21 protein-coding genes are annotated in these 25380 nt (G+C 67.8%); 15 read left to right on the top strand and 6 right to left on the bottom strand.

What is annotated here, in order from left to right:
• Nucleotides 1–34: 34 nt before the first annotated feature.
• The gene (locus tag HBF26_RS13570; RefSeq protein WP_167127464.1) at nt 35–889 is read right to left on the bottom strand and encodes a restriction endonuclease; all 855 of its coding nucleotides are present in this window, start codon (nt 887–889) and stop codon (nt 35–37) included.
• A 147-nt stretch (nt 890–1036) separates the two neighbouring features.
• Between HBF26_RS13570 and HBF26_RS13565 the strand changes: the two genes are divergently transcribed.
• Nucleotides 1037–1567 carry a hypothetical protein gene (locus tag HBF26_RS13565; RefSeq protein WP_167127461.1) on the top strand — a complete coding sequence of 177 codons (531 nt, stop codon included), beginning with the start codon at nt 1037–1039 and terminating at the stop codon, nt 1565–1567.
• A 114-nt stretch (nt 1568–1681) separates the two neighbouring features.
• On the opposite strand, the gene HBF26_RS13560 is transcribed toward HBF26_RS13565, so the two are convergent.
• Nucleotides 1682–2728, bottom strand: coding sequence for an HDOD domain-containing protein (locus HBF26_RS13560; protein WP_167127458.1), 1047 nt, complete (start codon nt 2726–2728; stop codon nt 1682–1684).
• 179 nt (nt 2729–2907) lie between these two features.
• On the opposite strand from HBF26_RS13560, the gene HBF26_RS13555 reads away from it, so the two are divergent.
• Together HBF26_RS13555 and HBF26_RS13550 are read left to right on the top strand one after the other, a co-directional pair.
• Complete coding sequence (locus HBF26_RS13555) at nt 2908–3768, top strand: pseudouridine synthase (protein ID WP_167127455.1); 861 nt, start codon at nt 2908–2910, stop codon at nt 3766–3768.
• Between the two features lie 46 nt (nt 3769–3814).
• Nucleotides 3815–5239: a DHA2 family efflux MFS transporter permease subunit gene (locus HBF26_RS13550; RefSeq protein ID WP_167127452.1), complete on the top strand. Its 1425-nt coding sequence runs from the start codon at nt 3815–3817 to the stop codon at nt 5237–5239.
• A gap of 160 nt (nt 5240–5399) precedes the next feature.
• Here HBF26_RS13550 and aat read toward each other — a convergent pair whose 3' ends face one another.
• From aat to trxB, 3 genes are read right to left on the bottom strand one after another with little or no spacing between them, the layout of a single operon-like run.
• The gene (gene aat, locus HBF26_RS13545) at nt 5400–6119 is read right to left on the bottom strand and encodes a leucyl/phenylalanyl-tRNA--protein transferase (RefSeq protein WP_167127449.1); all 720 of its coding nucleotides are present in this window, start codon (nt 6117–6119) and stop codon (nt 5400–5402) included.
• The gene (locus tag HBF26_RS13540; RefSeq protein ID WP_167127447.1) at nt 6116–7249 is read right to left on the bottom strand and encodes a GNAT family N-acetyltransferase; all 1134 of its coding nucleotides are present in this window, start codon (nt 7247–7249) and stop codon (nt 6116–6118) included. Before HBF26_RS13540 ends, aat begins: the two co-directional genes overlap by 4 nt.
• Before the next feature lie 37 nt (nt 7250–7286).
• The gene (gene trxB, locus HBF26_RS13535) at nt 7287–8249 is read right to left on the bottom strand and encodes a thioredoxin-disulfide reductase (RefSeq protein ID WP_167127444.1); all 963 of its coding nucleotides are present in this window, start codon (nt 8247–8249) and stop codon (nt 7287–7289) included.
• 174 nt (nt 8250–8423) lie between these two features.
• Between trxB and HBF26_RS13530 the strand changes: the two genes are divergently transcribed.
• From HBF26_RS13530 to HBF26_RS13510, 5 genes are all read left to right on the top strand, one after another.
• Nucleotides 8424–9488, top strand: coding sequence for an alanine dehydrogenase (locus HBF26_RS13530; RefSeq protein WP_167127441.1), 1065 nt, complete (start codon nt 8424–8426; stop codon nt 9486–9488).
• 31 nt (nt 9489–9519) lie between these two features.
• On the top strand, nt 9520–11865 hold the full coding sequence (locus HBF26_RS13525) for a DNA translocase FtsK (RefSeq protein WP_167127438.1): 2346 nt from the start codon (nt 9520–9522) through the stop codon (nt 11863–11865).
• A gap of 6 nt (nt 11866–11871) precedes the next feature.
• Nucleotides 11872–12300 carry a hypothetical protein gene (locus tag HBF26_RS13520; protein ID WP_167127435.1) on the top strand — a complete coding sequence of 143 codons (429 nt, stop codon included), beginning with the start codon at nt 11872–11874 and terminating at the stop codon, nt 12298–12300.
• A gap of 30 nt (nt 12301–12330) precedes the next feature.
• Complete coding sequence (lolA, locus tag HBF26_RS13515) at nt 12331–12978, top strand: outer membrane lipoprotein periplasmic chaperone LolA (protein WP_167127432.1); 648 nt, start codon at nt 12331–12333, stop codon at nt 12976–12978.
• 117 nt (nt 12979–13095) lie between these two features.
• A complete protein-coding gene (locus tag HBF26_RS13510; RefSeq protein WP_167127429.1) occupies nt 13096–13983 on the top strand; it encodes a DUF3472 domain-containing protein in 888 nt (295 codons plus the stop codon).
• Here the strand turns inward: HBF26_RS13510 and HBF26_RS13505 are convergent.
• On the bottom strand, nt 13962–16964 hold the full coding sequence (locus HBF26_RS13505; protein WP_167127426.1) for a sensor histidine kinase: 3003 nt from the start codon (nt 16962–16964) through the stop codon (nt 13962–13964). The two genes, HBF26_RS13510 and HBF26_RS13505, sit on opposite strands and share 22 nt — an antisense overlap.
• Before the next feature lie 113 nt (nt 16965–17077).
• Between HBF26_RS13505 and HBF26_RS13500 the strand changes: the two genes are divergently transcribed.
• The 7 genes from HBF26_RS13500 to HBF26_RS13470 all read left to right on the top strand — a co-directional run bounded on the left by HBF26_RS13500 (nt 17078) and on the right by HBF26_RS13470 (nt 25345).
• Complete coding sequence (locus tag HBF26_RS13500) at nt 17078–19765, top strand: DUF2339 domain-containing protein (RefSeq protein WP_240151356.1); 2688 nt, start codon at nt 17078–17080, stop codon at nt 19763–19765.
• Complete coding sequence (locus HBF26_RS13495; RefSeq protein WP_167127420.1) at nt 19755–21092, top strand: DUF3999 family protein; 1338 nt, start codon at nt 19755–19757, stop codon at nt 21090–21092. The genes HBF26_RS13500 and HBF26_RS13495 overlap by 11 nt, the downstream gene beginning before the upstream one ends.
• A 66-nt stretch (nt 21093–21158) precedes the next feature.
• Nucleotides 21159–22490, top strand: coding sequence for a replication-associated recombination protein A (locus HBF26_RS13490; RefSeq protein WP_167127417.1), 1332 nt, complete (start codon nt 21159–21161; stop codon nt 22488–22490).
• A 172-nt stretch (nt 22491–22662) separates the two neighbouring features.
• The gene (locus tag HBF26_RS13485) at nt 22663–23184 is read left to right on the top strand and encodes a hypothetical protein (RefSeq protein ID WP_167127414.1); all 522 of its coding nucleotides are present in this window, start codon (nt 22663–22665) and stop codon (nt 23182–23184) included.
• 184 nt (nt 23185–23368) lie between these two features.
• The gene (locus tag HBF26_RS13480) at nt 23369–24019 is read left to right on the top strand and encodes a LuxR C-terminal-related transcriptional regulator (RefSeq protein WP_205287650.1); all 651 of its coding nucleotides are present in this window, start codon (nt 23369–23371) and stop codon (nt 24017–24019) included.
• A gap of 243 nt (nt 24020–24262) precedes the next feature.
• On the top strand, nt 24263–24823 hold the full coding sequence (locus HBF26_RS13475) for a glycoside hydrolase family 108 protein (protein WP_167127408.1): 561 nt from the start codon (nt 24263–24265) through the stop codon (nt 24821–24823).
• 3 nt (nt 24824–24826) lie between these two features.
• The gene (locus HBF26_RS13470; RefSeq protein WP_167127405.1) at nt 24827–25345 is read left to right on the top strand and encodes a DUF2589 domain-containing protein; all 519 of its coding nucleotides are present in this window, start codon (nt 24827–24829) and stop codon (nt 25343–25345) included.
• Nucleotides 25346–25380: the final 35 nt, after the last annotated feature.

Here is a 25380-nt window from a genome sequence, read left to right as displayed (position 1 = left end):
CGTGCGTGAAAAATTCGGTCGCGATTTGGGCGGGTTATTCCGCCGAGCCGACTTCGCGCGTGTTGCGTTCCATCACCTTGATGGCGTCTTCGGCCTTCCGGCGCGATTCATGGGAAGGCGCGGACTCGGACGTGCCGCGCAGGCGGGCGCGTTCCTCGAGTTCACGCGTGGCTGAGGGCACGCCGCGCGGAACGGCCGCCGGCGCTGTCGCGGTCGGTGGTGGCGGGGGCGGCTGCGTGGGCACGGCCACGACCGGCGGTGACGCCGACGAGGCGCTGCTGCTCGTATCGGCTGGCATGGGCGCGGGCTCGGCACGACGCGACATGGCGCGCCAGATGAAGATACCGAGCAGCACGGCGATGACGACCACGAGCAATAGCGGCAGCAGCCGCGAACCCGTGCCGTCCGATGCGCGGCGCACCTTGCCGGATTTGCGCGCCTCCACCGTGGGAAGCGCCACGCCTGGAATCGACGTATCGCGCTGGTCCTGCAGCTTCAGCATGACGCGGAGAATGTCGCCGTCGATAAGCTGGAGGCGCGGCTGGCGCCGCGGCACGGCGCGGGCCTCGGCGCTGTATCCGCCGCGCGTGACCAGGATGCCGCGTGTGGCGGCCTCGTGCAGCATGGTGCCGAGGAGTTCGTTGACTTCCTGCAGTTCCACCTGCACGGCGTCCCAGTGCTTGCACTGGACGATGACGGTTTCGTTGCCGCGATGCAGGCGCAGGTCGAAGGCGCCATCGAGTTGTTTCAGCGAGGCCGGAGGCGCGTGGTATTCCACGCGCCAGCCCTGGTCACGGTAGTACTCGGCCAGCAGGTGCTCGAAGTCGTGCCAGCTCAGCCGCGCGAGTGCGTCCGTACCAGCGGGCGAGGGCGGTCGCGCCGAGAACATCGATCAGTGATACCTGCCAGGGCGAAAACGCCATGATAACCGCTCGCGCCTCCGATTCGTGCGCCGGTTCATATACGTGACGATTGCCGGTGCACGTGGCCTGCGGCTACATTGGGCGTTTGTGTTCGGGGAATCCGGGGGAACGACGTGGGCAAGAAAGTGTGGGCTGTGGCTGCGGCCCTGGTGCTGTCGGGCTGCGGTGGCAAGGCGGTGATCGAGAGCGACATGAGCCGCGTGGTGGCGACCAGTCCGTCCTCGCCGTGGCTTACCGTGGAAGGCAACGGCGGCGCGGTGCTCACGGTGACCGGCCTGGAGCAGAAGGCCCATGTGCAGGTGAGCCCCGATGTCGCTTCGGTGGTGCAGGCCCGCGTGCGGACACTGCTGCAGCCGCGCTATTTCACCGACCTGCTGATCAACTGCACCGGGCTGGAGGTGCAGGTGTCCGCGAAAGCGGACGACGAGGCCGCGCCACCGACCGCGAACCTCGACCTTGCTGTGAACTGCCGCATCGTTGCGCGCGGCCCGGCGGTGGCGAAGTCGTACCGCCTTCGCCAGTCGGCGACGATCGATCCGGCGGCGCCGCATCTCGACACCGCGGTGCCGAAGCTGCTGGTGACCGCGTCGAAAGAGCTGGCGGAAAAGCTCTGGGCCGATGTGCCGGTGCCCGCACGACGCTGACCCAGACCGGTGTAGGAGCGCGCCTTGCGCGCGACATCTTTTCGGGCCAGTCCCCAAGCTTGCGCGCCAGCTCCGGGCCACGGCCTCAACACATGTCGCGCGCAGGGCGCGCTCCTACCGGTCTTCGAGTTCGGTCGCGAGGTGGGTGGAACGCAGATCGTCCCGACACGCCAGCAGCCGCTCCTGGCTGAAACCCTGCGCCGGCGTGGCCAGCAACACCGCCTCCGGATCGGCCTTGCCGCGTGCCACCAGCACGTCGAGCATCGCCACGCGGCTCGCCGCGAGCAGCGCGCGCCCCAGCGGCGTGCGTGCGCCGGCATCTGCCGGGTCGGCGCGCTCGGCCAGGGCCTGCACCACGCGCGACGGAAAATTCCAATGCCGCGCCGCATGCAGCGACAGGCGCTCGATCTGCTGTCCCAGCGCCGCCACGAAGGGGCGGCTGAACGGCAGCGCCACGGGCTCGGGCACGCGTTCGACCTCCCGCAGGATCGCCTGCGCACCGGTCTGGCTCGCTATGCCGGCCAGAAACGCCTCGAACGGATCGCACACGCCCTGGCTCAGGAACGCGCAGGCGCGGGCGCAACGCTCGGCATGTTCCCAGAGACGCTCGCCCGCCTGCTTGCCGGCTTCGCTGTGATCGGTCCGCAGGATCGGCCGCATCACCATCTGCATCACCACGCGACGCAGGCCGTCGTGGCCCAGCAGCGTGATGGCCTGCGGCAGGCCCGAAACAGGACGCGCGGTGCGGAAATAGGCGCTGTTGGCGACGCGGATCACTTCGCCCACCAGCACGGGGTCGCGCGATATCTGCTCGGCCAGCGCGCGGGTGTCGGTGTCGTCGTTGCGCAGCGAGCGCATAAGCTGCGGCACCACCGCCGGGAGACGGGGCAGGGAACCGACGTCGAACCGTTCGCTGCCGAAGGCGTCGCGCACGCGGCGTAGCGTGGCCTGCTCCGCGGGCGTCAGGCCCTGATCGTGCGGCGGCCCGATGCCGAAGACGAGGCGGTAGAAGGCGTCTTCGATGTCGTCGCCCGGCATGGCGCCGGGGATCGCCCGGTCGACGGCGACGGGCGGCAAGGCCATGGGTGGCTGGATGCGCTCCTGCGCGCCGGCGGCCTTGCGGCCTGCGCCGAACCACTTCCTGAAGAACCGGCCGATCACGCGGGAGCTCCCGGCAGAGGGTTGGGGACGATGGCCTCAGTATATGCCGGACGCCCGGTGGAGATTGCAGCGGTCGCTCACGTGGAGCAGGGGATCTTTCAGCTGCGAACGTCTGTCGCGCCCATCCGTGGCGCACGTTTCGCCGTTCCATGAGCGTGCTGAGAACTGCACAATACGGCATGGCCTCCCACTTGCCCACGAGCCGCGTCGCACTGCCGCCCGGTAATTGGCCGTCGGTGCTCGATTTCCTCTGCGAGCGCTTCCCGGCGGTCGGCAGGGAGGCATGGCTCGGACGGATGGCGCGTGGGGCAGTGACGGTGGACGGGATCGCGGTGCACCGGCTGGCGCCTTACCGGCCGGGTGCTGTGGTGGCGTATCGCCGCGAGGTCGAGGACGAGGAACGCATCCCATTCGAGGCATCGATCGTCCACATCGACGACGACCTGGTGGTGGCCGACAAGCCGCATTTCCTTCCCGTGATGCCCGCGGGCCGGTACGTGGAAGAGACGCTCTCGGTGCGACTGGTACGGCGCTTGGGAAATCCGGACCTGGTGGCGCTGCACCGGCTCGACCGGGCCACGGCGGGGCTTGTGGTCTTCTCCGCCCGGCTTTCCAGTCGCGATGCCTATACGCGTTTGTTCCGCGAACGCGCCATCGCAAAGATCTACGAGGCCGTGGCGCCCCCGCTGCCCGAGCGCACGTTTCCATTCGTGTACGAGAGCCGCCTCGAACGCGGCGAGCCTTTCTTCCGCATGCGCGAGGTGCCGGGATCGCCCAACGCCTGCACGCGAATCGACGTGATCGAGCGCGGCGAGGGTCTCTGGCGCTATCGGCTCGAGCCGGTCACGGGGCGGAAGCACCAGCTTCGCGTGCACATGGCCGCGCTGGGCGCCCCGATCGACGGCGACACGGTGTATCCGGAGGTGCGTGAAGAGCCTTCAGGCTTCGCCCATCCCCTGCGCCTGCTGGCGCGCGAGCTTCGCTTCGAGGATCCGTTCACCGGCAAGCCGCGAACGTTCCGCAGCGAACGCCAGGTGTAAACGCGCGCCGACGGGGATCGACCTTTCACACGGACGGGCGCAAACTATGCGCTTCTTCGTTGCCCGTCCCCGGATGAACGCCGCCCCAGGCTTCCGCACCGTTGCCCTGATCATCGCGAGCGCGATGTTCATGGAACAGTTGGACGGCACCATTCTCGCCACCGCCTTGCCGGCCATGGCGGAATCCTTCGACGTGTCGCCACTGCACATGAGCGTGGCGCTCACGTCGTACATGCTCAGCCTCGCCGTCTTCATTCCCGCCAGTGGCGCCATCGCCGACCGCTACGGCTCGCGTAACGTCTTTCGCGCCGCCATAGCGCTTTTCACGCTGGGTTCCGTGCTGTGCGGCGTCTCCGGAAACCTGCCCCTGCTGGTGCTTTCGCGCCTGCTGCAAGGTATCGGCGGCGCGATGATGGTGCCGGTGGGGCGACTGGTGCTGCTCCGTTCGGTGCCGAAATCAGAGCTGGTGGCGGCCATGTCGTGGCTGCTGGTGCCGGCGCTGATCGGGCCCGTGGTGGGGCCGCCGCTGGGCGGCTTCATCGTCACCTGGGCATCGTGGCGGTGGATCTTCTACATCAATGTACCCATCGGCATCGCCGGCATGTGGCTCGCTTCGCGCTATGTGCCCGACATCCGCCTGCCGGAGAAGGTGCGCTTCGACAAGCTGGGTTTCGTGCTGTCGGGTGCGTCGCTTTCCTGCCTGGTGTTCGGCCTGGAAATGGCGAGCCACGGTGCCACGTCGCTCTATGGTTCCACCGGCCTCGTCGTGACGGGTATCGTCACCGGTGCGCTGTATGTCTGGCACGCGCGGCGCGTGGAAAATCCCATTCTCGACCTGTCGCTGATGCGTTTCACCACGTTCCGCCTCTCGGTGGTGGCCGGCTCGCTCACCCGTATTACAGCCGGCGGCATGCCGTTCCTCCTGCCGTTGATGATGCAGCTGGGGTTTGGTCTGTCCGCCGCCCACAGCGGCGTGGTCACCTTCGTTTCGGCGGTCGGGGCAATGCTGATGAAGGCCACCGCTTCGCCGGTGCTGCGGAAGTGGGGTTTTCGCAACACGATGGTGTGGAACGGCGTGTTGTCGATGATCTGCGTGGCATTGTGCGCGGCGTTCAGGCCGGACTGGCCGCTGTGGACGATCTACGCGGTGCTGTTGCTGAGCGGCTTCTTCCAGTCGCTGCAGTTCAGCGCGTACAACACGGTGGCGTACGCCGATGTGCCGAGCGAGCGCTTCTCCGCCGCCACCAGTTTCTATTCCACATTCCAGCAGCTGATGCTTTCGCTCGGGATCTGCGTGGCCGCCGCGTCGTTGCACGCCTCGGTGGCGTGGCATGGCCACGAAAGCTCGCAGCTGGCGGACTTCAGCGCGGCCTTCCTGGTGATCACGCTCATCTCTCTGATCGCGGCGCCGGTGTGCGCGCTGTTCCCGCGCAATGCGGGTGCGGAGATGAGCGGGCATCGTTCGCGCTGAGCCGAACGACGTATGGGCCCACGGCATCGGGTCCCATCGTAGGAGCGCGCCCTGCGCGCGACATGTTTTCGCGCCAGTTACCAAGTCTGCGCGCCAGCTCCGGGACACGGCCTCAAAACATGTCGTACCCGACGCGGGCATAAACGCGCAGGGCGCGCTCCTACAGGTCACCGGGCAGGGCAAGGGGGTGTCTTATCCACGGCCCGACGACGCCCGGCATGGCCGCCAGACGCCGCGCCTGCGCCACGAATTCGCGACGCGGGATTTCGATCGCGCCCATGCTGAGCAGGTGGTCGTTCGTCACCTGCGCGTCGAGCAACGGGAAGCCCCAGTCATGCAGCAGGCCGCATAGCGCGGCGAGGGCCGCCTTCGAGCCGCCGGTGCGGGCGCTGAACATGGATTCGCCACAGAACAGGCGACCCACCGCCACGCCGTAGATGCCGCCGACCAGCGAGCCCCGGTCCCACACTTCCACGCTGTGCGCATGGCCGCGTCGATGCAGTTCCTCGTAGGCCGCGATCATGTCGTTGCCGATCCACGTGCCGGGCTGGCCGGCGCGCGGGGCGGCGCATGCGCGCATTACGCGGCCGAACGAGGTATCGGCGGTGACGCGCCAGCCCGAGCGGCGCAGCTGCTTGCGCAGGCTGCGGCTGATGTGCACGCCGTCGGTGCGGAAGACACAGCGCGGGTCCGGCGACCACCAGAGGATCGGCTCGTCCGCGTTGAACCACGGGAAGATGCCCTGGCTGTACGCCGCAAGCAGGCGCTCGGGCGACAGATCGCCGCCCCATGCCAGCAGGCCGTTCGGCTCCGCGAGCGCGGACTCGGGGTCCGGAAACAGCCCCACGCGAGTGCGATGCAGTTGCGGCAGCTTGATCATCGTTCGGCGTAGGGCGAGTGGGCCATGAGTTCCTGCCGGTAGGCCTCGCGATGCGCGGCCTCTTGCCGGAGCGCATCCGCCACCGCACGGCGAAAGCCTTCATGGGCGATGTAATGGCGCGAATGCGTGAGCGTGGGCAGGAAGCCGCGGGCCAGCTTGTGTTCGCCCTGGGCGCCGGGTTCGAATCGGCTGAGCCCCTCGCGGATGGCGTAATCGATGCCGCGGTAATAGCACAGCTCGAAGTGCAGCCCCGAAACCTCGACGCTCGCGCCCCAGTAGCGACCGTACAACGCCTCACCGCTGCGCAGGAACAGCGCCATGGCGACGATGTCGTCGCCGTCGCGCGCGAGCGCCACCTGCACGCCGGGGCCCATCGTCCGGCCCAGATACTGGAAGAAGCGCGCGGTCAGCGCTGCGTGGTTGCCCTTCATGTCGAAGGTGAGTTCGTAAAGGGCGTGGATCTGCCGCCATTCGGCGTCGGAGAACGTATCGCCGCCACGCATCTCCAGCGTGAGGCCGGCCGCATGCGCATGCGCGCGTTCGTGCCGGATGTTCTTCCGCTTCTTTGCGGTGAGCGCGGCGAGGAACGCGTCGAAGTCGGCGTATCCGCGGTTATGCCAGTGGAACTGAACATCCGAGCGTGCCAGCCAGCGGTCGTCGAAGGCGTCGAGATCGGCCTCGGGCAGGAAGTTCGCGTGCACCGACGACAGGCCGAGCCGGTCGGCCTCGTCGACCAGCGCAGCGGTGAGGCGGTTGCGCGTGACTTCGGCCTCGACGCCGTCGCGCACCAGCAGACGCGGACCCGGCACGGGCGAGTAGGGCGAAGCGACCAGCAGCTTCGGGTAATAGTCGCCGCCGGCGCGCTCCCAGACGGCCGCCCAGCTCCAGTCGAACACGAACTCGCCGTGCGAATTGCCCTTGAGGTAGGTCGGGGCGGCTCCTATCAGCCGGCCACCCTCGAACAGCCCCAGATGGTAGGGCCGCCAGCCGTAGTCCTCACGGAGACACCCCTTCGCCTCCATGCCGTGGAGGAAGGCATGCGACACGAAGGGGTTGCCGTCGGGTACGAGCGCATCCCAGTCGGCGGCCGGCATGCCGGCGAGGCTGTCGAGGAAGCGTATTCCGTTCATGCGGCGAGAGCCCCGCGCAGGGCGCGGGGCGATGCCGTCAGGCGAGCAGGTGCTGCTGGTCCAGCCAGCGTTCGGCATCCAGGGCGGCCATGCAGCCGAAGCCGGCCGAGGTGATGGCCTGGCGGTAGACGTGGTCGGCCACGTCGCCCGCCGCGAACACGCCGGGTACCGAGGTGGCGGTGGCCATGCCGTTCAGGCCGGACTGGATCTGGATGTAGCCGTCCTTCATCTCGAGCTGGCCTTCGAAGATACCGGTGGCCGGGGTATGGCCGATGGCGACGAAGAAGCCCTGGACGTCCAGGTCGCGCTTGGCGCCGGTGTTCACGTCCTTCACCCGCACGCCGTTCACGCCGGAGTCGTCGCCCAGCACCTCGTCCACCTGGTGATTCCAGAGGAGCTCGATCTTGCCGGCGGCGGCCTTCTCGAACACCTTGTCCTGCATGATCTTCTCGGCGCGCAGCTTGTCGCGGCGGTGCACCAGGTAGACCTTGCGGCAGATGTTGGAGAGGTACAGCGCCTCTTCCACCGCCGTGTTGCCGCCACCGACCACCACCACGTCCTGGTCGCGGAAGAAGAAGCCGTCGCAGGTGGCGCAGGCGGAGACGCCGCGGCCCTTGAACTTCTCTTCCGAAGCGATGCCCAGGTACTTGGCGGTGGCGCCGGTGGTGATGATGAGCGCATCGGTGGTGTATTCGCCGCTGTCGCCCTTGAGGCGGAAGGGGCGATTGGAAAGATCCACGCTATGGATGTGGTCGAAGACCATCTCCGTCTCGAAGCGCTCGGCGTGCTCGGCCATGCGGCGCATCAGCTCCGGACCCTGCACGCCCTTCTCGTCGCCCGGCCAGTTGTCCACCTCGGTGGTGGTCATCAGCTGGCCGCCCTGCTGCAGGCCGGTGATCATCGTCGGCTTCAGATTGGCACGGGCGGCGTACACCGCGGCGGTGTAGCCGGCGGGGCCCGAGCCGAGGATCAGCAGGCGGCTGTGCTTGGGGGTGCTCATGTATAATCCTTGGGTTTACTGCGGCGCGTTAAGTCGTATCGGTCCGAGAGGGACGTTGTCGACCCGGGAGAATGGGGAAGACGCGGGTGCGATTCAAGACGTGCGCCTCAACGACGGCGGCCGGTCCGTCCCCACGGGCCGGCTTTATTCTGTACTTTCAGGATCCTCCATAAGATGCGCATCGGTATTCCCTCCGAAACCAAGACCCTCGAAGGCCGCGTTGCCCTCATCCCGGCCGCCGCCGCCGATCTCGTTCGCCGCGGGCACGACGTGTTCATCCAGGCCGGTGCCGGCACCAAGAGCGGCTACGCGGATGCCGACTACGCCGCGCTGGGCGTCACCGTGGTGCCCGACGCCGCCGCCGTCTACGAGAAGGGCGAGCTCATCGTCAAGGTCAAGGAGCCGATCGCGGGCGACCTCGCGCTGCTGAAGAAGCACCACCTCCTGTTCTGCTACCTGCACCTGGCCGCCGAGCCGGCGCTCACCAAGAGCCTGCTCGACATCGGCCTCACCGGCGTGGCTTTCGAGTCCGTCGACGAGAACGGCGCGCTGCCGCTGCTGCTGCCCATGTCCGTCATCGCCGGCCGCATCGCCACCCAGATCGGCACCACGCTGCTGCATCAGCCGAACGGCGGCAAGGGCAAGCTGCTGGGCGGCATGGCGTCCACGCCGCGCGGCAAGGTGGTGGTGCTGGGCGCCGGCGCCGCCGGCGGCAACGCTGCCGCACTGGCCGCGTCGGCCGGTGCCAACGTGGTGGTGTTCGACAAGCGTCCTGACCGCATGGCCGAAATGATGGCCCTGGGCCCGAACGTCACCGCCCTGTATGCCTACGAGTCGTCGGTGGCCGAGGAAGTGCGCAACGCCGACATCGTGGTCGGTGCCGTGCTGATCCCAAGCGCCAAGGCGCCGCGCGTGGTCACCGAAGACATGGTGAAGACGATGGAGAAGGGCTCCGTGCTCGTCGATATCTCGATCGACCAGGGCGGCTGCTTCGAGACCTCGCGTCCCACCACCTGGAAGGAGCCGACCTACGACGTGCACGGCGTGACGCATTTCTGCGTCACCAACATGCCGGGCGCCGTGCCGCAGACCTCCTCCACCGCCATTTCCGCCGCCATCCTGCCGTACGTGCAGCGCCTGGCCGGCGGCAACGAGTGGCGCGACTACGCCCCGCTGGCCGCGGGCATCAACATCGAGAACGGCAAGATCGTGCACCCGGCCCTCCAGGGCATGGCATGATGCCGAAAACCGGGACCGAGGTCGTTCGTTAGTGGCGCGAAGCGCGAAAGTCGTAAAGAAGCAGGCGAGGGCGCAGGTCAAGGCCCAGCGGGAGGGCCTGAGCGACGAGCTCAAGCGCCGCCTGCGCGAAGCAGGGGCCTTGCTCCTGCTCCCGCTCGCCCTTTACCTCCTCGTCTGCCTGCTCAGCTACAACGACCAGGACCCGAGCTGGGGCCACATGGGCGTCGCCGACCACGCCACCAATTTCGGTGGCGCAGTCGGCGCGAACATCGCCAACCTGCTCAGGTACATCTTCGGCCTGGTGTCGTACGGCTTCCCGTTGCTGCTCCTCGCGCTGGGCATCCAGGTGATCCGCCACCGCGGCGAGCGCAACGTGCAACCCTGGGAGCCGTCGCTGCGGCTCATCGGTTTCGTCTTCTTCTTCATCACCGCGCCGGCGCTGGTCTACCTGAACGTCGATTCGGTGGTGCTTCCGGAAGGTCCCGGCGGCATCGTGGGCAAGTGGGTGGGCCACGGCCTGCACAACGCCTTCGGCGACAAGGGCGCGCCGCTGCTGCTGCTGGCGGTGTGCCTCATCGCCATCACCCTCGCCACGGGGCTTTCGTGGTTCCGCCTGATGGACGCCACGGGCGAACTGGTCATGCGCTTCGGTGGCTGGTTCGGCGGCAAGCTGCGCCGCGCTCCGGACGTCATGGCCGCACGGTCCGCCCGCGCCGAGCGCGAGGTGGTGAAGAAGGCCGAGGCGGTCAAGCAGGCCAAGCGCGAGCCCGTGCGCATCGAAACCCCCACGCCTATGGTGGTCAAGAGCGAACGCGCCACGCGCGAGAACCAGATTCCGTTGTTCACGGGCGCATCGATGGACGGCGAGATTCCGCCGTTGTCGCTACTTGACGAAGCGCCGCCGCAGGGGCCGGGTTATTCCGAGGAAACCCTCGAAGTCCTTTCCCGGCAGGTGGAGCTGAAGCTCAAGGATTTCCGTGTCGAGGCGCGCGTGGTCGGCGTCTATCCGGGCCCGGTCATCACCCGTTTCGAACTCGAACCCGCCGCGGGCGTGCGCGGCAGCCAGGTGTCCAGCCTGGACAAGGACATCGCACGCGGCCTTTCCGTGGTCAGCGTGCGCGTGGTCGACGTCATTCCGGGCAAGAACGTCATCGGCCTGGAAATCCCGAACACCAAGAAGCAGATCGTCTACCTTTCCGAGATCCTGCGTTCCGAGCGCTACGACCAGGTGAAGTCGCCGCTGGCGCTCGCCCTGGGCAAGGACATCGGCGGCAAGGCCGTAGTCACCGATCTCGCGAAGATGCCCCACCTGCTGGTGGCGGGTACCACCGGCTCCGGTAAATCGGTGGCGGTGAACGCCATGGTGCTGAGCCTGCTGTACAAGTCCAGCCCCAAAGACGTCCGGATGATCATGATCGATCCGAAGATGCTGGAGCTCTCGGTTTACGAAGGCATCCCGCATCTGCTGGCACCGGTGGTCACCGACATGAAGGAAGCCGCCAACGCGCTACGCTGGTGCGTGGCCGAGATGGAACGGCGCTACAAGCTCATGGCGGCGGTGGGCGTGCGCAACCTCGGCGGCTTCAACAAGAAGGTGAAGGACGCCGAGAACAACGGCCAGCCGCTGCTCGATCCGCTGTTCCGCGCCAACCCCGACATGCCGGGCATGGTGGCCGAGCCACTGGAAGCGCTGCCGCACATCGTCATCATCATCGACGAATTCGCCGACATGATGATGATCGTCGGCAAGAAGGTGGAAGAACTGATCGCGCGTCTCGCGCAGAAGGCGCGCGCCGCGGGTGTGCATCTCATCCTCGCCACGCAGCGACCCTCGGTGGACGTCATCACCGGTCTCATCAAGGCCAACATCCCGACGCGTATCGCCTTCCAGGTGTCCTCGAAGATCGATTCGCGCACCATTCTCGACCAGTCCGGCGCCGAAGCGCTGCTGGGCCACGGCGACATGCTCTACCTGCCGCCGGGCACCGCCACGCCCGAACGCGTGCACGGCGCCTTCGTGGACGACCACGAGGTGCACAACGTCGTGGAATGGCTGCGCGCGCAGGGCTCGCCGAATTACATCGAAGGCGTGCTCGAAGAAGTGCAGTCCACCGCCGACGGCAAGATCATCAACGACGCCGGCCTGCCGCAGGATGCCGACGGCGATGGCGACAGCGACAACGCGCTCTACGATCGCGCCGTGCGCGTGGTCACCGAAACGCGCCGCGCATCCATCTCCGGCGTGCAGCGCCACCTGCGCATCGGCTACAACCGCGCCGCCCGCCTCGTCGAGCAGATGGAGCAGGACGGCATCGTCAGCGCGCCGCAGCACAACGGCAACCGCGAAGTGCTTGCGCCGCCGCCCCCGAAGGACTGATTCCGCATGAACGCCATGAAGCCGGGCGCGCTCCGTCAGCGCCCCTGGGGCCTGCTCGTCACCGGCGACCTCGCGCCCAACCCCGAGGTGCTGGACGAAGTCGAAAGTATCTTCGAGCTCAATCCTTCGATCCCCGGGCTGGAACTGCGCGCCGACGATGGCCGCGCCTGCTTCGTCACCCGCGATTATCCCAGCGGCCATACGGCCGGCGTGGACGACGCGCTGGAAGTGATCTTCGCCGAGCAGCCGGAAATCGCGGAGATCGCCGTGCTGGGGCAGGACGTCCGGCCCGTGCATACCGCCACCCGCGACGCGCCGTTCTGGCACAAGGACGGCAAGGCCATCGCCGACATCAGCGAGAAAATGGAATCCGGCGAGATCACGCCCTCCGAAGCCATCGACATGCTTAAGTCTTTGTTCGAAACCGATCGCTGACAATCGCGCCGAACCCAACGGAACCCGCCCATGAAACGCTTCCTGCTTGCCGCGACGCTTTCCCTGCTCAGCCTGCCTGCCTTCGCCGCCGGCCCGGCGCGCGACCGGCTCGACGCGTTCGCCAAGGGCATGCATTCGCTCACGGGCCGTTTCAGCCAGACCATGTCCAACGCCAATGGCGACCCGGGCAAGACCAGCACCGGCACGATGGCGTTGCAGGCGCCGCGGCAGTTCCGCTGGGAAACCACCGCGCCGTACAAGCAGACCATCGTGGCCGACGGCAGTCGCGTGTGGCTCTACGATCCGGACCTTGAGCAGGTCACCGTTCGCAAGCAGAGCAGCGAGGAAGCGCAAAGCCCGCTCACCGTGCTTACCGACCTCTCGCTGCTCGACAAGGACTTCAAGGTGTCGGAGCAGGGCGAGCGCGACGGCCTGCAATGGCTGCGCCTCACCTCCACCGGCAAGGACCCGCAGTTCGAATACGCCGATCTCGGCTTCGACGCCGGCGGGCTCGCGCGCATGGTGTTCCGCGACCAGCTGGGCAACACCACGCGGATCGATTTCGCGGGCTGGAAGCGTAATGCCGATCTGCCAGCGGACACGTTCACCTTCGTGCCGCCGCAGGGCACGGATGTGATCGGCGACGCGCCCGTGCTCCAGACGCAGCCGGCGAAGTAATCGTCGGTAGGACAGACGGCGAGAAGCGAACTTGCCGTAACGACGCTGCGACGGCCCTTGAGGGGCGGTGCCACGCGCTCTATGGTCGGCGCAACGACTTCAGGGACGAGGTTCGCCGTGGCAACGCAGGTCGCCCAGGTTCCGGCATCCGATCCGGCCCGCACGGCGACGTTCGCGCGAAACGGCGCCGACCTGCTCTACGTTGAGCAGGCGATTCCCATCCAGGGCGACGTCACCCATATTTTCTGGTTGGGGCGCGATGCCCCGACCGAAACGCGCGTTGATCGCCCGGGTTTGCATCCTCAGGCGCGGATGGTCATCGGCGGTGTCGTTTTCGATCCCGACCGGATCGCTTCCATCTGGAAGCTTGCGTGTCCATCGCTTCCGCCCGAGGTCGAGCTCGAATACGGTGCTCCGCAGCTGCGCTGCTCGCCCTTCGGAGGCGAGGGCTTCGGCGTGTACGCGTCTCTTGCGATGCCATGGACACCTGGCCAATGGTATGGGCTGGCAGTCAGGCGATGGCATGCGCCGTGGGAAGACGTTACCCGCGGCGCGATCTTCATCTATTCCCACGCACAGGCTCTGTGGATGCACTGGCTGACGGTCGCCGTGCGCGGTGCGAACCTCAAGCTTACGGGCACCTGTTGCAGGCATTTCCGGATGCTCTCGGGGCAAGGCTGGGAAAAACCGCTGGATCGATCGGAAGCCAAGCCCGAACCCGCCGACGCGAACGCGACGGTCACCCACGTGACGGCGATTATCAACGAGGGCGCACTCACGGTGGGCTGGACGATCCTCGCTTCCGCGCCACCGCAACTCGGCGCTCGCATCTGGATCGAAGACGAGGACAGGCGGATCTGGGCGACGGAGCGGGTGAGGGTGCCGCACGTCCGCGAAGTCACGATGGATATCTCAGGCCTGCGCGGTAGTTACCGGGCGCACGTGGTCGTCGAGGACATCTTCGACCAGGACTCGAACGACGGCTATGCCGGCTTCGTCTGCTGACGCCGTGCGAACGCGATGCGGCCGGGAATCCTCAGCCGCACCGCCACGCCTTTCTGCGGCATCGAGACGACCCGAAGGCGGCCCCCGATGCGTGCGGCACGCTCGCGCATCCCCACGAGACCGAAGTGATTGCCGCCCGCTGCCACGGCGGTGTCGAATCCATCGCCGTCGTCGCGCACCCAGACCTGCAGGTGGCGGAACGCGTACTCGACCGTAACGCGAACCGAGCTGGCGCGGCCGTGCTTCGCGGCATTGAGCACGGCCTCGCGCACGATGGCATGCACTTCATCCACGACGACCGGATTCAGCGCACGCCGTAGGCCCGAAGGCGGCGAAAGGTGCAGCGGCAGATCCATGTCTTCGCCGAGTGTGGCGAGCCGTTGTTCGAGCGAACCTTCGTCCACGGCATGGTCGCGCAGCCCCTTCACCCGGTCGCGCCCCTCGACCAGCAGCGCTTCCGCGCGTTCGATAGTTCGTTCCAGCGTCGCACGGTGGCGGTCCTCTTTCGCGAGGGCATCGGCGAAGGCCTGGAACCGCAGGATCAGGCCCTGCACACCTTGCAGCAGGGTGTCGTGGAGTTCGCGGGCGATGCGCTCGCGCTCGCGGTGGCGTTCGTGCAGGCGCCAACGCAGACGTCGCGTGAGCAGTCGCACCCGCCAACGGTGCGCAAGCCAGACGAGTACGGCGACCATCGCCGCGCAGAACACCTTGAAGCCGGTGCGCTCGAAAAGGCGGGGGGCCACCGTCACCGCGAGCGAATCCGAACGGCTCCAGTGCGTGCCGTCGTAAGAAGCCTCCGCACGGAAGGTGTATTGGCCCGGCGGTAGGTCGGTGTAGATGGCTTCGCGCCGCGTGCCGGCATCCTGGTAGACCGGATCGCTGCCTTCGAGGCGGTAACGGAAGAGAAGGCCGCGAGGCTGGCCCGGCGCGAGCGCCGTGTAGGCCACGCGCAGGTCGCGGTTATGGCGCAGTTTCACGGGGGCACCCGGCTGGAACACGGTGCCGCCCGCTGCCGCCCAGTGGATGACCACGGGCGGTGGCGACGGTGGTGGCGGTTGCCGCCGCGGATCGAGCCATGCGAGTCCTTGCGATCCCGCGAACCACAGGCGGCCATCGCTGGCGGCAAGGACGGTTGGCAACGGGCGCACCAGCTGCACGGGGCCGGGCGCACCGTCCTCCATCGTGAGCAGGCGCGTGGTGACCGGCACGGACGGGTCGCGCAGCACGGCGGCCCAGGCCTCTTCGCTGAAGCGAACGACGCCGGCGATGCCGTACGCCCAGACGCAACCGTCCTGGCTTTGCACGATGCCTCCGATGGAATCGAGGCGCCCGCCCGGCTGCGCCGCCACTGGCAGGAACCGTTCGCCGTCGAAGATCGTCAGACCGCGTTCGGAGCCCACGACGGTGCGTCCGCCGATCGTGGCGATGGAAACGATCGGGCCCTGGCGCAAGCCTTCGGCGGTACCGAAGCGGCGCAGCGTCGTGCCGTTGAGCATCGCGATCGTGCCGTCGAGGTAGCCGAACCATGCCCTGCCGGCAGGATCGATGTGGATCGTCGCGGGGGCGAGGGGAGGGAATGCCGCCACCGTGGAGGCAGGAATCCAGCCCTTGTCGGCTTGCATGTAAAGCCCGCGAAGGCGCAGCGATATCCAGAGGCGGCCCGCGCCGTCGCGCGCGATCGCCTGGACGATGGTGCCGCGCGCCTCGACGTCGGCCGGGAGCGGGACGCGGGTGGGAACGCCGTCGCGCATGTGCCAGAGCGTGCCGTTGCCGCCGAGCCACACATTGCCATCTGTGTCGCGGTAAGCCGAGGTCACGGTACCTTCGAACCCCGGCAGGGGCACCGGGGTGGGCGTAAGCTGCCAGAGTCTGTCGGGGTTGGCACTGCGCGCGGCCGTGCCTGTCCAGGTGCGACCCTGGCCGTCCTCCACCAGAGCGAAGTACACCTCCAGCTTGGGGAAGCGCACGCGCGACATCCAGCTGTCGCGGAACGTGTCGAGGCCGACCTTCGTGCTGACCCACATGTGACCGTCGCGATCTTCCATCAGGCTCATGGTCGCCTGCGAGGTCATGCCCAGGGTGTCGCTGTATTCCTGCACCCCCGGATCGCCCACCTCGCCGCTCGTGGTGGCGGTCACGTCCTTGCCCGCCAAACGGCACAGGTTCGCCCGGCAGGCCACCGTCCACAGATTGCCGTCGCGGTCGAATGCGGTAGTGCTGCTGTTGGCGCGGCGGGGCGCGTCGTGCGGGAAGGGCTGGCCCCACTCGTTCGGGAGCGGACGGACGCCTGTCTCCGTTCGCAGCCACACGCTGCCGTCAGGGTGGTTGAACAGGTGTTCCGGGGAGACGTTCGTTACCCCGATGTCCTCGAAGCGCGCGGCGCCCTTGCGCAGGACGTAGAGCGCTTTTTCCGTTGCCACCCACAGGTTCCCCCGTGCGTCTTCCAGGAACTCGCCCACTTCGTCCGGTATGCCCGACGCCGCGGATACGTTGTCCCAGTGCCTGCCGTCGAACCTGTACAGGCCGGTTTCCGTCGCAGCCCACAAACGACCCTCGCCGTCGCTGGCGAACCCCTCGACGGCGACATGGTCGGGCAGTCCCTCGGCAGCGCCGTACAGCGTGACCTCGCCCCCGTGCCGAACCCGCGCGGCACCGCCGTCGGCGCGGCTCACCCACAGGTCGCCGCCTGGTGCGGCGTAGAGGGCCCAGGTGGCCTCGGTGCCGTTGTCGCCCGGAGGCAGCAGGCCGATCTTCTCGAAGACGAAGCCGTCGTAGCGATAGAGGCCCATCCGCGTGCTCAGCCAGAGCCAGCCGTCTTCCGTCTGCGCCATGTGAGTCGCGCCCCCGGGCGCACCGTCTTCGGCGCGCAAGGCGGTGTGGTGCAGTTGCGCGAGCGTGCGCTGCGGGTCGGTCGCGCGTACCGTCGCGCTCCAGCAGACCAGCGCAACGATGAAGAACGCGAAGCGGCAGACGAAGGGCATGACGCATGATCGCGTGTTCGCTCGTCGTTGGCGAGGAACCTGACGCGGCTGCTACGTCGCGGCGGTTCATGCCAGACTCTGCCACGACAACGGACGTATCGGGGAGCAAGGGCATGTATCTGGTGTGGGCTATCGTCGGAGCGGTGATCGGCGCCTTCGTGGGGGAGGGCATCGCGGGCGGCATCGCCGGTTTCGCCATTGGCTTCCTTTGGGGGCGCACATCGCAGCTGCGGCGCGACCTCGACGACACGCGGCGCCTGCTCGATGGGCTACGCCCCGCGGCCGTCGCGCCGCCGCCGTCGCCGCAGCGCGTGGTGGAGCCCGAGCCCGAAGCGGCGACGCCTGAGGTGCCGGCCCCGCCTGTTCCCGTTTCTCCCATGCCTCCCCTGCCGGCAGCCGCGCGGGTCAGCATCCCGGCAGCCCCGCCACAGCCGGTGGTACCTGCAGGCCCGACGTTCGCGGAGCGACTGGCGGCCGGCATCAAGCGCTGGTTCACCGAGGGCAACGTGCCGGTGAAGGTGGGCATGCTGGTGCTGTTCGCCGGCATCGCCGCGTTCCTCAAGTACGCAGCGGATACCGGACTTCTGCGTGTGCCGATCTCCGTGCGCCTGGCCCTCGTGGCCCTGGCAGCCACCGCCGGCGTCGCCTTCGGCTGGTGGCAGCGCGACACGCGGCGCGCCTTCGCGCTGTCGTTGCAGGGCGGTGCGATCGGCATTCTCGTGATGACGGTTTTCGCCGCCTATCGCATGTACGGCCTGCTGCCGGCCGGGTGGACCTTCGCCCTCCTGATCGTCTTCGTCGGCGCGCTCGGCGTGCTGGCGGTGCTGCAGGATGCGATGGCGCTCGCCGTTCTCGGACTGGTGGCCGGGTTCGCCGCGCCGATCATCGCCTCCACCGGCGAAGGCAACCATGTGGCGTTGTTCTCGTATTACGCCGTGCTCAATCTCGGCATTCTCGGCATCGCGTGGAAGCGCGCATGGCGAGTGCTCAACGTGCTCGGGTTCGTGGCGACGTTCGGTGTCGGCACCGCATGGGGCGTACTCCGCTACCGCTCGGAATTGTTCGCCAGCACCGAGCCCTTCCTCGTCCTGCATTTCCTCCTGTACCTCGCCGTGCCCTGGTTGCACGTGCTGCGCTCGCCGAAGCGGGGGGCCGCGATCCTCGACGGCTGCCTGATGTTTGGCAATCCGATCGCCTGCCTGTTGCTGCAAGGTGCGCTGCTCGACTGGCGGCCGCTTCCGCTCGCGTTCTCCGCACTGGTAGCCGCCGTGATCTACGTGGCCGTGGCGTTCGCCGTGCGCCGGTGCGACGACATGTCGCTGCTGCGCGAAACGTGGGCGGTGTTGGCCGTGGCGTTCGCCACCATCGCCGTGCCGCTTGCCTTGAGCGCAAGCGTCACTGCCAGCGTGTTCGCGCTGGAGGGTGCCGGCCTCATCTGGCTCGGATTCCGCCAGGGCCGTCGTCTGCCGCGTTGGGCCGGCGTGTTCCTGCAACTGGCCGCCGGCGTGGCGTGGGTGATTGCCGCGGTGTTCGATGTGCATCGACAGGATACGCCGCTGCTCAATGCGTCCTTCATCGGTGCATTGCTGCTTGTGGCTGGCGCCAGCGCGGGCGTGTGGCAGTTCGACAAACATGGCACCTCGCGCGGCGTGTCCAGCGTGGCGCGCATCGGCCTGCTGGCGTGGGCCGTGCTCTGGTGGCTGGTGGCGTTCGCGAACGAGATCGATGCCTTCGTCTTCCAGCCTGCGCCGGAAGCGGCATACTGGCTCGCCTTGCTATCAGTGACGGCGGTGCCGCTCGCCCTGGCGTGTCCGGCGGCGCGCAAGCTGGACCTCGGCGTGGTGCTGGCCTTCGGCGTGCCGGCCTTCCTGTTCGGCGGATTGATCGTGATCCTTCAGGCCGCGAACGCGGGCGTCCAGTGGATGACGGGCTGGCCGCTCGCCAGCGTGGCGGTCATGGCGGCCGCCGGTTGGCTGGCCTTGCGCGGCGTGGCTGCGCACCGTCTCGCGGCGGTGGCGTCCAGCACGCTGTGGTGGGGACGCTGGCTGGCCGTGTTCACGGTGTCCATCGCCCTTGCGCTGGACGCGTCGGCTCGGCTCGGCGACGGCTGGCACCTGCTGGCGCAGTCGTTGCCGACCCTCGTGCTGGCGGCGCTGGTGTTCTGGGGCGTGCGCGTGCTGGTGTCGTCGCTGGCGGTGCATGCGCGCGACATTCGTTATGCCGTCGGCGCGCTGGCCGCACTGGCCATGCTGGTGGTGGCTGTCATCGCGCTCGGCGCGGCGGGAAGTGCCGCGCCGCTTGCCTTCATTCCCGTACTCAATCCCGTGGATCTTCTGCTGGTGGCGGTGCTGCTCTTCGTGGCACGCGCGCTGTCGGACGATGCCCTGCCGCGAGGCCTTCGCTCGGCGCGCCCGGCGGCGCTGGCCGCGATCTTCTTCGTTCTGGCGACCAGCACGACCTTGCGCGCCGTGCACCATCTCGGCGGCGTACCGTGGAACGGCGCGATGGCGGGATCGAGCCTCGCCGAGCTGTCGCTTACCGTGGTGTGGAGCGCGATCGGCGTGGTGGCGTGGGTACTGGGTTCGAAGCGTGGCCAGCGACTGCTCTGGCTGGCCGGTGCCGCGACCATGGCGCTGGTGCTGCTGAAGCTTCTGCTGGTGGATCGCGAGCACCTGGGCAATCTGTTCGGCATCGGTTCGTTCATGGCCTATGGCCTGCTTTGCACCGTCATCGGTTATCTCGCACCCGCGCCGCCCCGGCAGGCGACGGCGCAACCCACGGAGTCTTCGCATGCGTCGTGAATGGCGTGCCTGCCTGCTGATCGTCGGCCTCGGTGTCTTCACTGCGCGGGCGGACACACCGCCGTCGTTCGCCGTGGCCTATTCGCTCGACGCGCGGCCGGGCGCAAAGGCATACGTCGTGGAGTTGCCACAGGACGCCTACGCCTGGGCAAGCATCGATGCAGGCTTGGGCGACGTCGTGGTGGTGGACGCCCATGACCGCCAGGTGGCCGCGGGTTTGTACGTTCCCGCCACGCCCACGGCGCATCCCACGACCCTGGATGCGCCTTTGCTTGCCGTGCCGCCGAGTGCCGGCGGCGTGGCCGGCGCGCGCATCCAGCGAAGCACCAACGGCGACATCCTGATCGAACCCGGCGCCGCAGCCGTCGCGGGGGCACCGAGCGACTGGTTGTTCGATGCCCGCCAGCCTGTCGCCGCCGAACGGCTGGAGTTCGCGCCCTTCGACCGCGACGCGGATCTGCGCATCGACATCGACGCCAGCTCCGACCTCCAGGATTGGATGCCCCTGGTTCGCGGCGCCACCGTCGTCACGCTGGGCAAGGGCGACGGCGCGGTGGATGCGCGCGTGGTGAAACTGCAAGGTGCACCGGCGCGCTATTACCGCGTGCACGTGGCCCGCGGCGAGGCGCCGTGGGTGGCCGGCGCGACACCGAAGGTGACCCTCTCCGGCACGGTGGAAGACGCCGCCGCCAAGGACGAAGCGCCGCACCGCTGGCTCGAACTGTCCGCAGCGAACACGACGCAGAGCGGGCAGGGCGTCGATTACGACTACCGGTTGCCGGCGGCACTGCCGGTGACGGCGCTGCGCGCGAAGCTGGGCAACGGCGATGCCGTGGCACGCTTCGATGCCATCGCCATCGAGGGCGCGATGACCGGGCGGCAACTGGGCACCCTGGTGGTCACCTCGCAGGGCGGCGATGGCCGTCCGCTGGAGGTGGCGCGCGCCCGGCGCGAGGTTCTGCGCCTGCACTCCGCCACGCCGCTGCGCGAGCCGCCCCACCTGCTGGTGGAATGGCAGGCGGACCGCATGGTTTTCCTTCCGGAAGGCGACGCGCCTTACCGCTTGCTGGTGGGCAGCCACCTGGGCCGGCGCGCGGCGTGGCCGATCGCGGACGCCATCGCGGCGTTGCGCAAGGAGGGTGGCCCGGCCTGGCGCCCCGAACCGGCGTCCACCGCCAGCGTGCGCATCCTCGACGGCAGCAAGGCGCTGGATGCGGCCGCGGCGCCGTTCGACTGGACCCGCCCGCTGCTCTGGGTGGTGCTGTTGCTGGGCGCGGCCGCGGTGGCGGCCATGGCCGTGAGTCTGCTGCGGAAACCGAAGGCCTGAGGGCCGTTGAGGCACCCTGCACGCCGGAAGGGCGATAATGGCCGCTTGTCGACTGATCCTGGCGCCATGTCCTTCCAGCCCCCCGGTCTCTTTGCCGAACCCGAAGCCCTGAAACCCCTGGCCGAGCGCATGCGTCCGCGTGCGCTCGACGAGATCGTGGGCCAGCAGCGCGTGGTGGGCGAAGGCAAACCGTTACGCCGCGCGCTCGAAGCCGGGCGGGTGCATTCGATGATCCTGTGGGGGCCGCCGGGTTGCGGCAAGACCACGCTCGCCTTGCTTGTCGCGCGCTATGCCGATGCCGACTTCCGGGCCATTTCCGCGGTGATGAGCGGCCTGCCGGATGTGCGCAAGGCGCTGGCGGAAGCGGAAGGCAACTTCGCGCAAGGACGGCGGACGGTGCTGTTCGTGGACGAGGTGCACCGCTTCAACAAGGCGCAGCAGGACGCCTTCCTGCCCTATATCGAACGCGGCGTCATCATCTTTGTCGGCGCCACCACCGAAAACCCGTCGTTCGAACTCAACTCCGCGCTGTTGTCGCGCTGTCGCGTGCACGTGCTCGACGCGGTGGGTGCCGACGACATCGTGGCCGCGCTGCATCGCGCGCTTGCCGACAGCGAACGCGGCCTGGGCGATCTTGGCCTTTCCGTGGATGAGGGGTCGTTGAAGCTCATTGCGAGCGCCGCCGACGGCGACGTGCGCCGCGCGCTCACGTTGCTGGAAATCGCCGCCGAGCTGGCGGAAGACGGACGCATCGACGACGCCACCCTCGAACAGGTTCTGGCGGACCGCACCCGCCGCTTCGACAAGAGCGGCGAACAGTTCTACGACCAGATATCCGCGCTGCACAAGTCGGTGCGTTCGTCCGACCCCGATGCCGCCGTGTACTGGCTCACGCGCATGCTGGACGGCGGTTGCGATCCGCTTTACCTCGCCCGCCGCATGACCCGCATGGCCGTGGAAGACGTGGGCCTTGCCGAGCCGCGCGCATGGCGCATGGCCCTCGACGCCTGGGACACCTACGAGCGCCTCGGCAGCCCGGAAGGCGAACTCGGCCTTGCGCAGTTGGCGATCTGGCTGGCCATCTCGCCGAAGAGCAATGCCGCGTACATGGCCTACAACAAGGCGCGCGCCACCGTGAAGCAGATGGGGAGCCTGGACGTTCCCATGCACCTGCGCAATGCGCCCACCAAGCTCATGAAGGGGCTGGGTTACGGCAGCGGATATCAGTACGACCACGACGTGGACGGCGGGGTGGCGCTCGACCAGCAGTGCCTGCCCGACGAACTGGTGGGCACGACGTTCTACGAGCCCGTGGATCGCGGCCTGGAACTGAAGCTGCGCGAGAAGCTCGATGCGCTGCGTGCCGCCCGCGCGGCCGCCCGCGATCGGAAAGCGTGAGAACGCGCAGGATGTGAAGGCTGCCGGGCGCACGACAGGCGTGTGTCCTCACCGCGGGGCGTGACGTTCACCGCACTACGCGAGGCCAGCGCCAAGAATCAGGATTTAGCCGATACGGTACGGCCGGGCGCCGACATAACGTGGCACCTCCATTCGAGGAGGAGCGACCACCATGTCAAAGACACTGATTACCTGGCCCCACGGTTCGGCCGACGGCGAACGTGAAGCGAGGAAACTGCACAAGCTTTACGAGCCCGTTTCCCACTGTGTAGACGGCGCCGCGCTGGGCGGCGAGACGTCCAAGGATTTCGGCATGCTCATCGTCGTCGGGCACCGCGACGAGATCGAGGCAAAGGACACACTGAAAGCCCTGGCCGGTTGCGTCACCAGCCTCGGTATCCATTTCGTGATCCTGGCCAACTGCCACAGCGGCGCAACGAAGACCGGCGGCACGCTCAGCGATCACAACGAGCTTTGGTCTCCGGCACAGCGGCTCGCCAATGCGACCGGTGCCGCGGTGCTGGCCACGACCCGTGTCCTCACCTTCGACGAGGTGGGCCAAGGGTACGGATTTACCGGGGGCGATCACGGCATCACCGGGATCAATCCCTCGAACAATCCCAGCCCCCTGTGGAGGGAATACAGGAAGCAGGACGACGTGGACGAGATTACCCAGGGCATCGGGAACCTCTGACGGACGGGACGCCTTGAGGCGGCCGCCGGGGGAGCCCGGCGGCCGGGGGGCCGGCGCGGGCTGCCGGCTTGGGAGCAGACAAGGGTAGGGGGTCCAGGATGCATGCCCAAGACCACACCACCGCCATCCGTGGCGGTGGCTTCCGTTTTGTATCGGCGACGCAGCTCGCAGAGGGCGCCGCATGATGCGGGTGACCGTCCTTCTGGCCGACGAACAGGCCTTGTTGCGCGAAGGCGTGGCCTCGCTGCTGGCAGGCTCGGGACGCTATGAAGTGATCGGCAGCACGGCCGACGGACGCGATTGTGTGCGCAGTGCACTGCGCTGCCAGCCGGGGCTTATCGTGTTCGACTGTGCCATGCGCGGCCTGAGCGGCCTCGAGGCCATCCGCCGCATCGCGCCGCGATGTCCGCATACACGGTTGTTGTGCCTCTCCGCTTACGAAGACGCGCGCTGGGTGAAGGCGGCCTTCGACGCCGGCGCACATGCCTATGTGCTGAAGCGCGACGGCTTCGGCGTGCTCAACGAGGCCATTGAGGCCGTGATGCGCTCACGCTACTTCATAAGCCCCGACATCGCCCATCTCCTGGTGGGCGGGCTGCGTCGCAACGACGGGCCGGCGTTCGCGCAAGGTGAAGCCTTGAGCGCCCGGGAGCGGGAAGTCACCCAGCTGTTCGCCGAAGGCTTGAGTGCACGGGATATTGCGGAACGCCTGCACGTGAGCGTGAAGACGGTGGGCACGCACCGGGAACACATCATGGCGAAGCTGGGCATCAGCGGTATCGCCCAACTCACGCGCTACGCCCTGCGTGAAGGCCTGACGACGCTGGAACCCTGACGCGTAGCGCGACGTCATCCCTGCGAAAGCAGGGATCCAGTGCCTCGTTCCCCACCGCGGCCGTGAGTCACTGGATTCCCGCCTTCGCGGGAATGACGAGGCTCTTTTGTGGCACGCGGGAAACCTCGTTACCAATCAGCAAGCCAAAGCAACCTAATCAGCATTTCACCGATCTTCCGAACTCAGCAACAAGCGGAAAGTACACCGGCCGGCGCCACCGCGCCGAACCAGGAGTGCACCGCAATGGCCGACTTCAACAGCTTCTTTCCCACACTGCTCAAGCACGAAGGTGGTTTCGTCAACGACCCCGTCGATCCCGGTGGCGCGACCAACAAGGGCGTGACGCTTGCCACGTTCAAGCAGTGCGCGCAAAGCCTGCTGGGCATCGCGCCCACGCTCGACAACCTGCGCAACCTCACCGACGCGCAGGCCGGCACCATCTATAAGGCGCTCTACTGGGACAAGGTGTGCGGCGACAAGTTGGAGCCGCAGGAACTTGCGAACATCGTGTTCGATTTCCAGGTGAATGCGGGCGCCAATGCCTCGCGCCTGCTGCAACGCGTACTCAACAGCCTGGGCGCGAAACCGCAGATCGCGGTAGACGGCGCCATCGGGCCCGGCACACTCGCGGCCGTCGCCAGTGCCGATCCGCAGAAGTTGTACAGCGCCTATAAGCAGGGCCGGAAGGACTACTACAACAACCTCGTGGCACAGCGCCCACCGCTGGGCAAGTTCCTGAAGGGCTGGCTCGCGCGGGTGGATTCCTTTCCGGACACCGTGTCCGCACCGAAGGGAGGCGCGTGACCCATGGCCGCGCAGACCTCACTCAACACCCTGATCGAAGCCATCGCAGGCGCCGTGGTGGATGCCCAGGATCGCATCGAGCAGCACCAGATGTCTCGCTTGAGCGATTTCTTCGACGAGGACAACCGGCCGAAGAGCGTGGTGATCCGCATGCCTTCGCTGCACCCCAAGGCGGGGGAGGCCGACGAAGACCTCTACCGCGCGCCATTGCTGCCCCTGGTATCGACCAACGTGCTGCGCATCAAGGACGTGGAGATCACCTTCGACGCGGACATTGGCCCGCTGGTGGAAGGCGAGGTGCCCGCCGAGGAGCACATCGATCCCAACTGGAAGGGCAAGCCACCCGCCGCGCGTCCGCACCTGAGCGTGGACCCCAGCGCGGGCGGGAAGGACCGCCGCACCGGCAACGTGCACGTGGTGCTGCGCGTGGAAGGGAGTGAGCCCACCGACGGCGCCACCCGCCTCATGAACCACCTTGCGCAGACGCAAGGGGTCTTCAAGACGTTCACACCGGGCGACTGAGGGGTCGACCGCACTGAACCGCGGCGTGCATGTCG

Source organism: Luteibacter jiangsuensis (assembly GCF_011742555.1).
Taxonomy (GTDB): domain Bacteria; phylum Pseudomonadota; class Gammaproteobacteria; order Xanthomonadales; family Rhodanobacteraceae; genus Luteibacter; species Luteibacter jiangsuensis.
The sequence above is the reverse complement of the archived record's forward strand: the minus strand, read 5'-3'. Positions and strand labels throughout refer to the sequence as shown.

Bases quoted from the DNA above. Each gene is read 5' to 3' on its own strand.
- HBF26_RS13470 (WP_167127405.1), top strand. From the start codon at position 24,827: ATGGCCGCGCAGACCTCACTCAACACCCTGATCGAAGCCATCGCAGGC.
- HBF26_RS13540 (WP_167127447.1), bottom strand. From the start codon at position 7,249: ATGAACGGAATACGCTTCCTCGACAGCCTCGCCGGCATGCCGGCCGCC.
- HBF26_RS13495 (WP_167127420.1), top strand. From the start codon at position 19,755: ATGCGTCGTGAATGGCGTGCCTGCCTGCTGATCGTCGGCCTCGGTGTC.
- HBF26_RS13490 (WP_167127417.1), top strand. From the start codon at position 21,159: ATGTCCTTCCAGCCCCCCGGTCTCTTTGCCGAACCCGAAGCCCTGAAA.
- HBF26_RS13500 (WP_240151356.1), top strand. From the start codon at position 17,078: ATGTATCTGGTGTGGGCTATCGTCGGAGCGGTGATCGGCGCCTTCGTG.
- aat (WP_167127449.1), bottom strand. From the start codon at position 6,119: ATGATCAAGCTGCCGCAACTGCATCGCACTCGCGTGGGGCTGTTTCCG.
- HBF26_RS13505 (WP_167127426.1), bottom strand. From the start codon at position 16,964: ATGCCCTTCGTCTGCCGCTTCGCGTTCTTCATCGTTGCGCTGGTCTGC.
- HBF26_RS13530 (WP_167127441.1), top strand. From the start codon at position 8,424: ATGCGCATCGGTATTCCCTCCGAAACCAAGACCCTCGAAGGCCGCGTT.
- HBF26_RS13555 (WP_167127455.1), top strand. From the start codon at position 2,908: ATGGCCTCCCACTTGCCCACGAGCCGCGTCGCACTGCCGCCCGGTAAT.
- HBF26_RS13480 (WP_205287650.1), top strand. From the start codon at position 23,369: ATGCGGGTGACCGTCCTTCTGGCCGACGAACAGGCCTTGTTGCGCGAA.
- HBF26_RS13485 (WP_167127414.1), top strand. From the start codon at position 22,663: ATGTCAAAGACACTGATTACCTGGCCCCACGGTTCGGCCGACGGCGAA.
- HBF26_RS13475 (WP_167127408.1), top strand. From the start codon at position 24,263: ATGGCCGACTTCAACAGCTTCTTTCCCACACTGCTCAAGCACGAAGGT.
- HBF26_RS13550 (WP_167127452.1), top strand. From the start codon at position 3,815: ATGCGCTTCTTCGTTGCCCGTCCCCGGATGAACGCCGCCCCAGGCTTC.
- lolA (WP_167127432.1), top strand. From the start codon at position 12,331: ATGAAACGCTTCCTGCTTGCCGCGACGCTTTCCCTGCTCAGCCTGCCT.
- HBF26_RS13520 (WP_167127435.1), top strand. From the start codon at position 11,872: ATGAACGCCATGAAGCCGGGCGCGCTCCGTCAGCGCCCCTGGGGCCTG.
- HBF26_RS13570 (WP_167127464.1), bottom strand. From the start codon at position 889: ATGTTCTCGGCGCGACCGCCCTCGCCCGCTGGTACGGACGCACTCGCG.
- trxB (WP_167127444.1), bottom strand. From the start codon at position 8,249: ATGAGCACCCCCAAGCACAGCCGCCTGCTGATCCTCGGCTCGGGCCCC.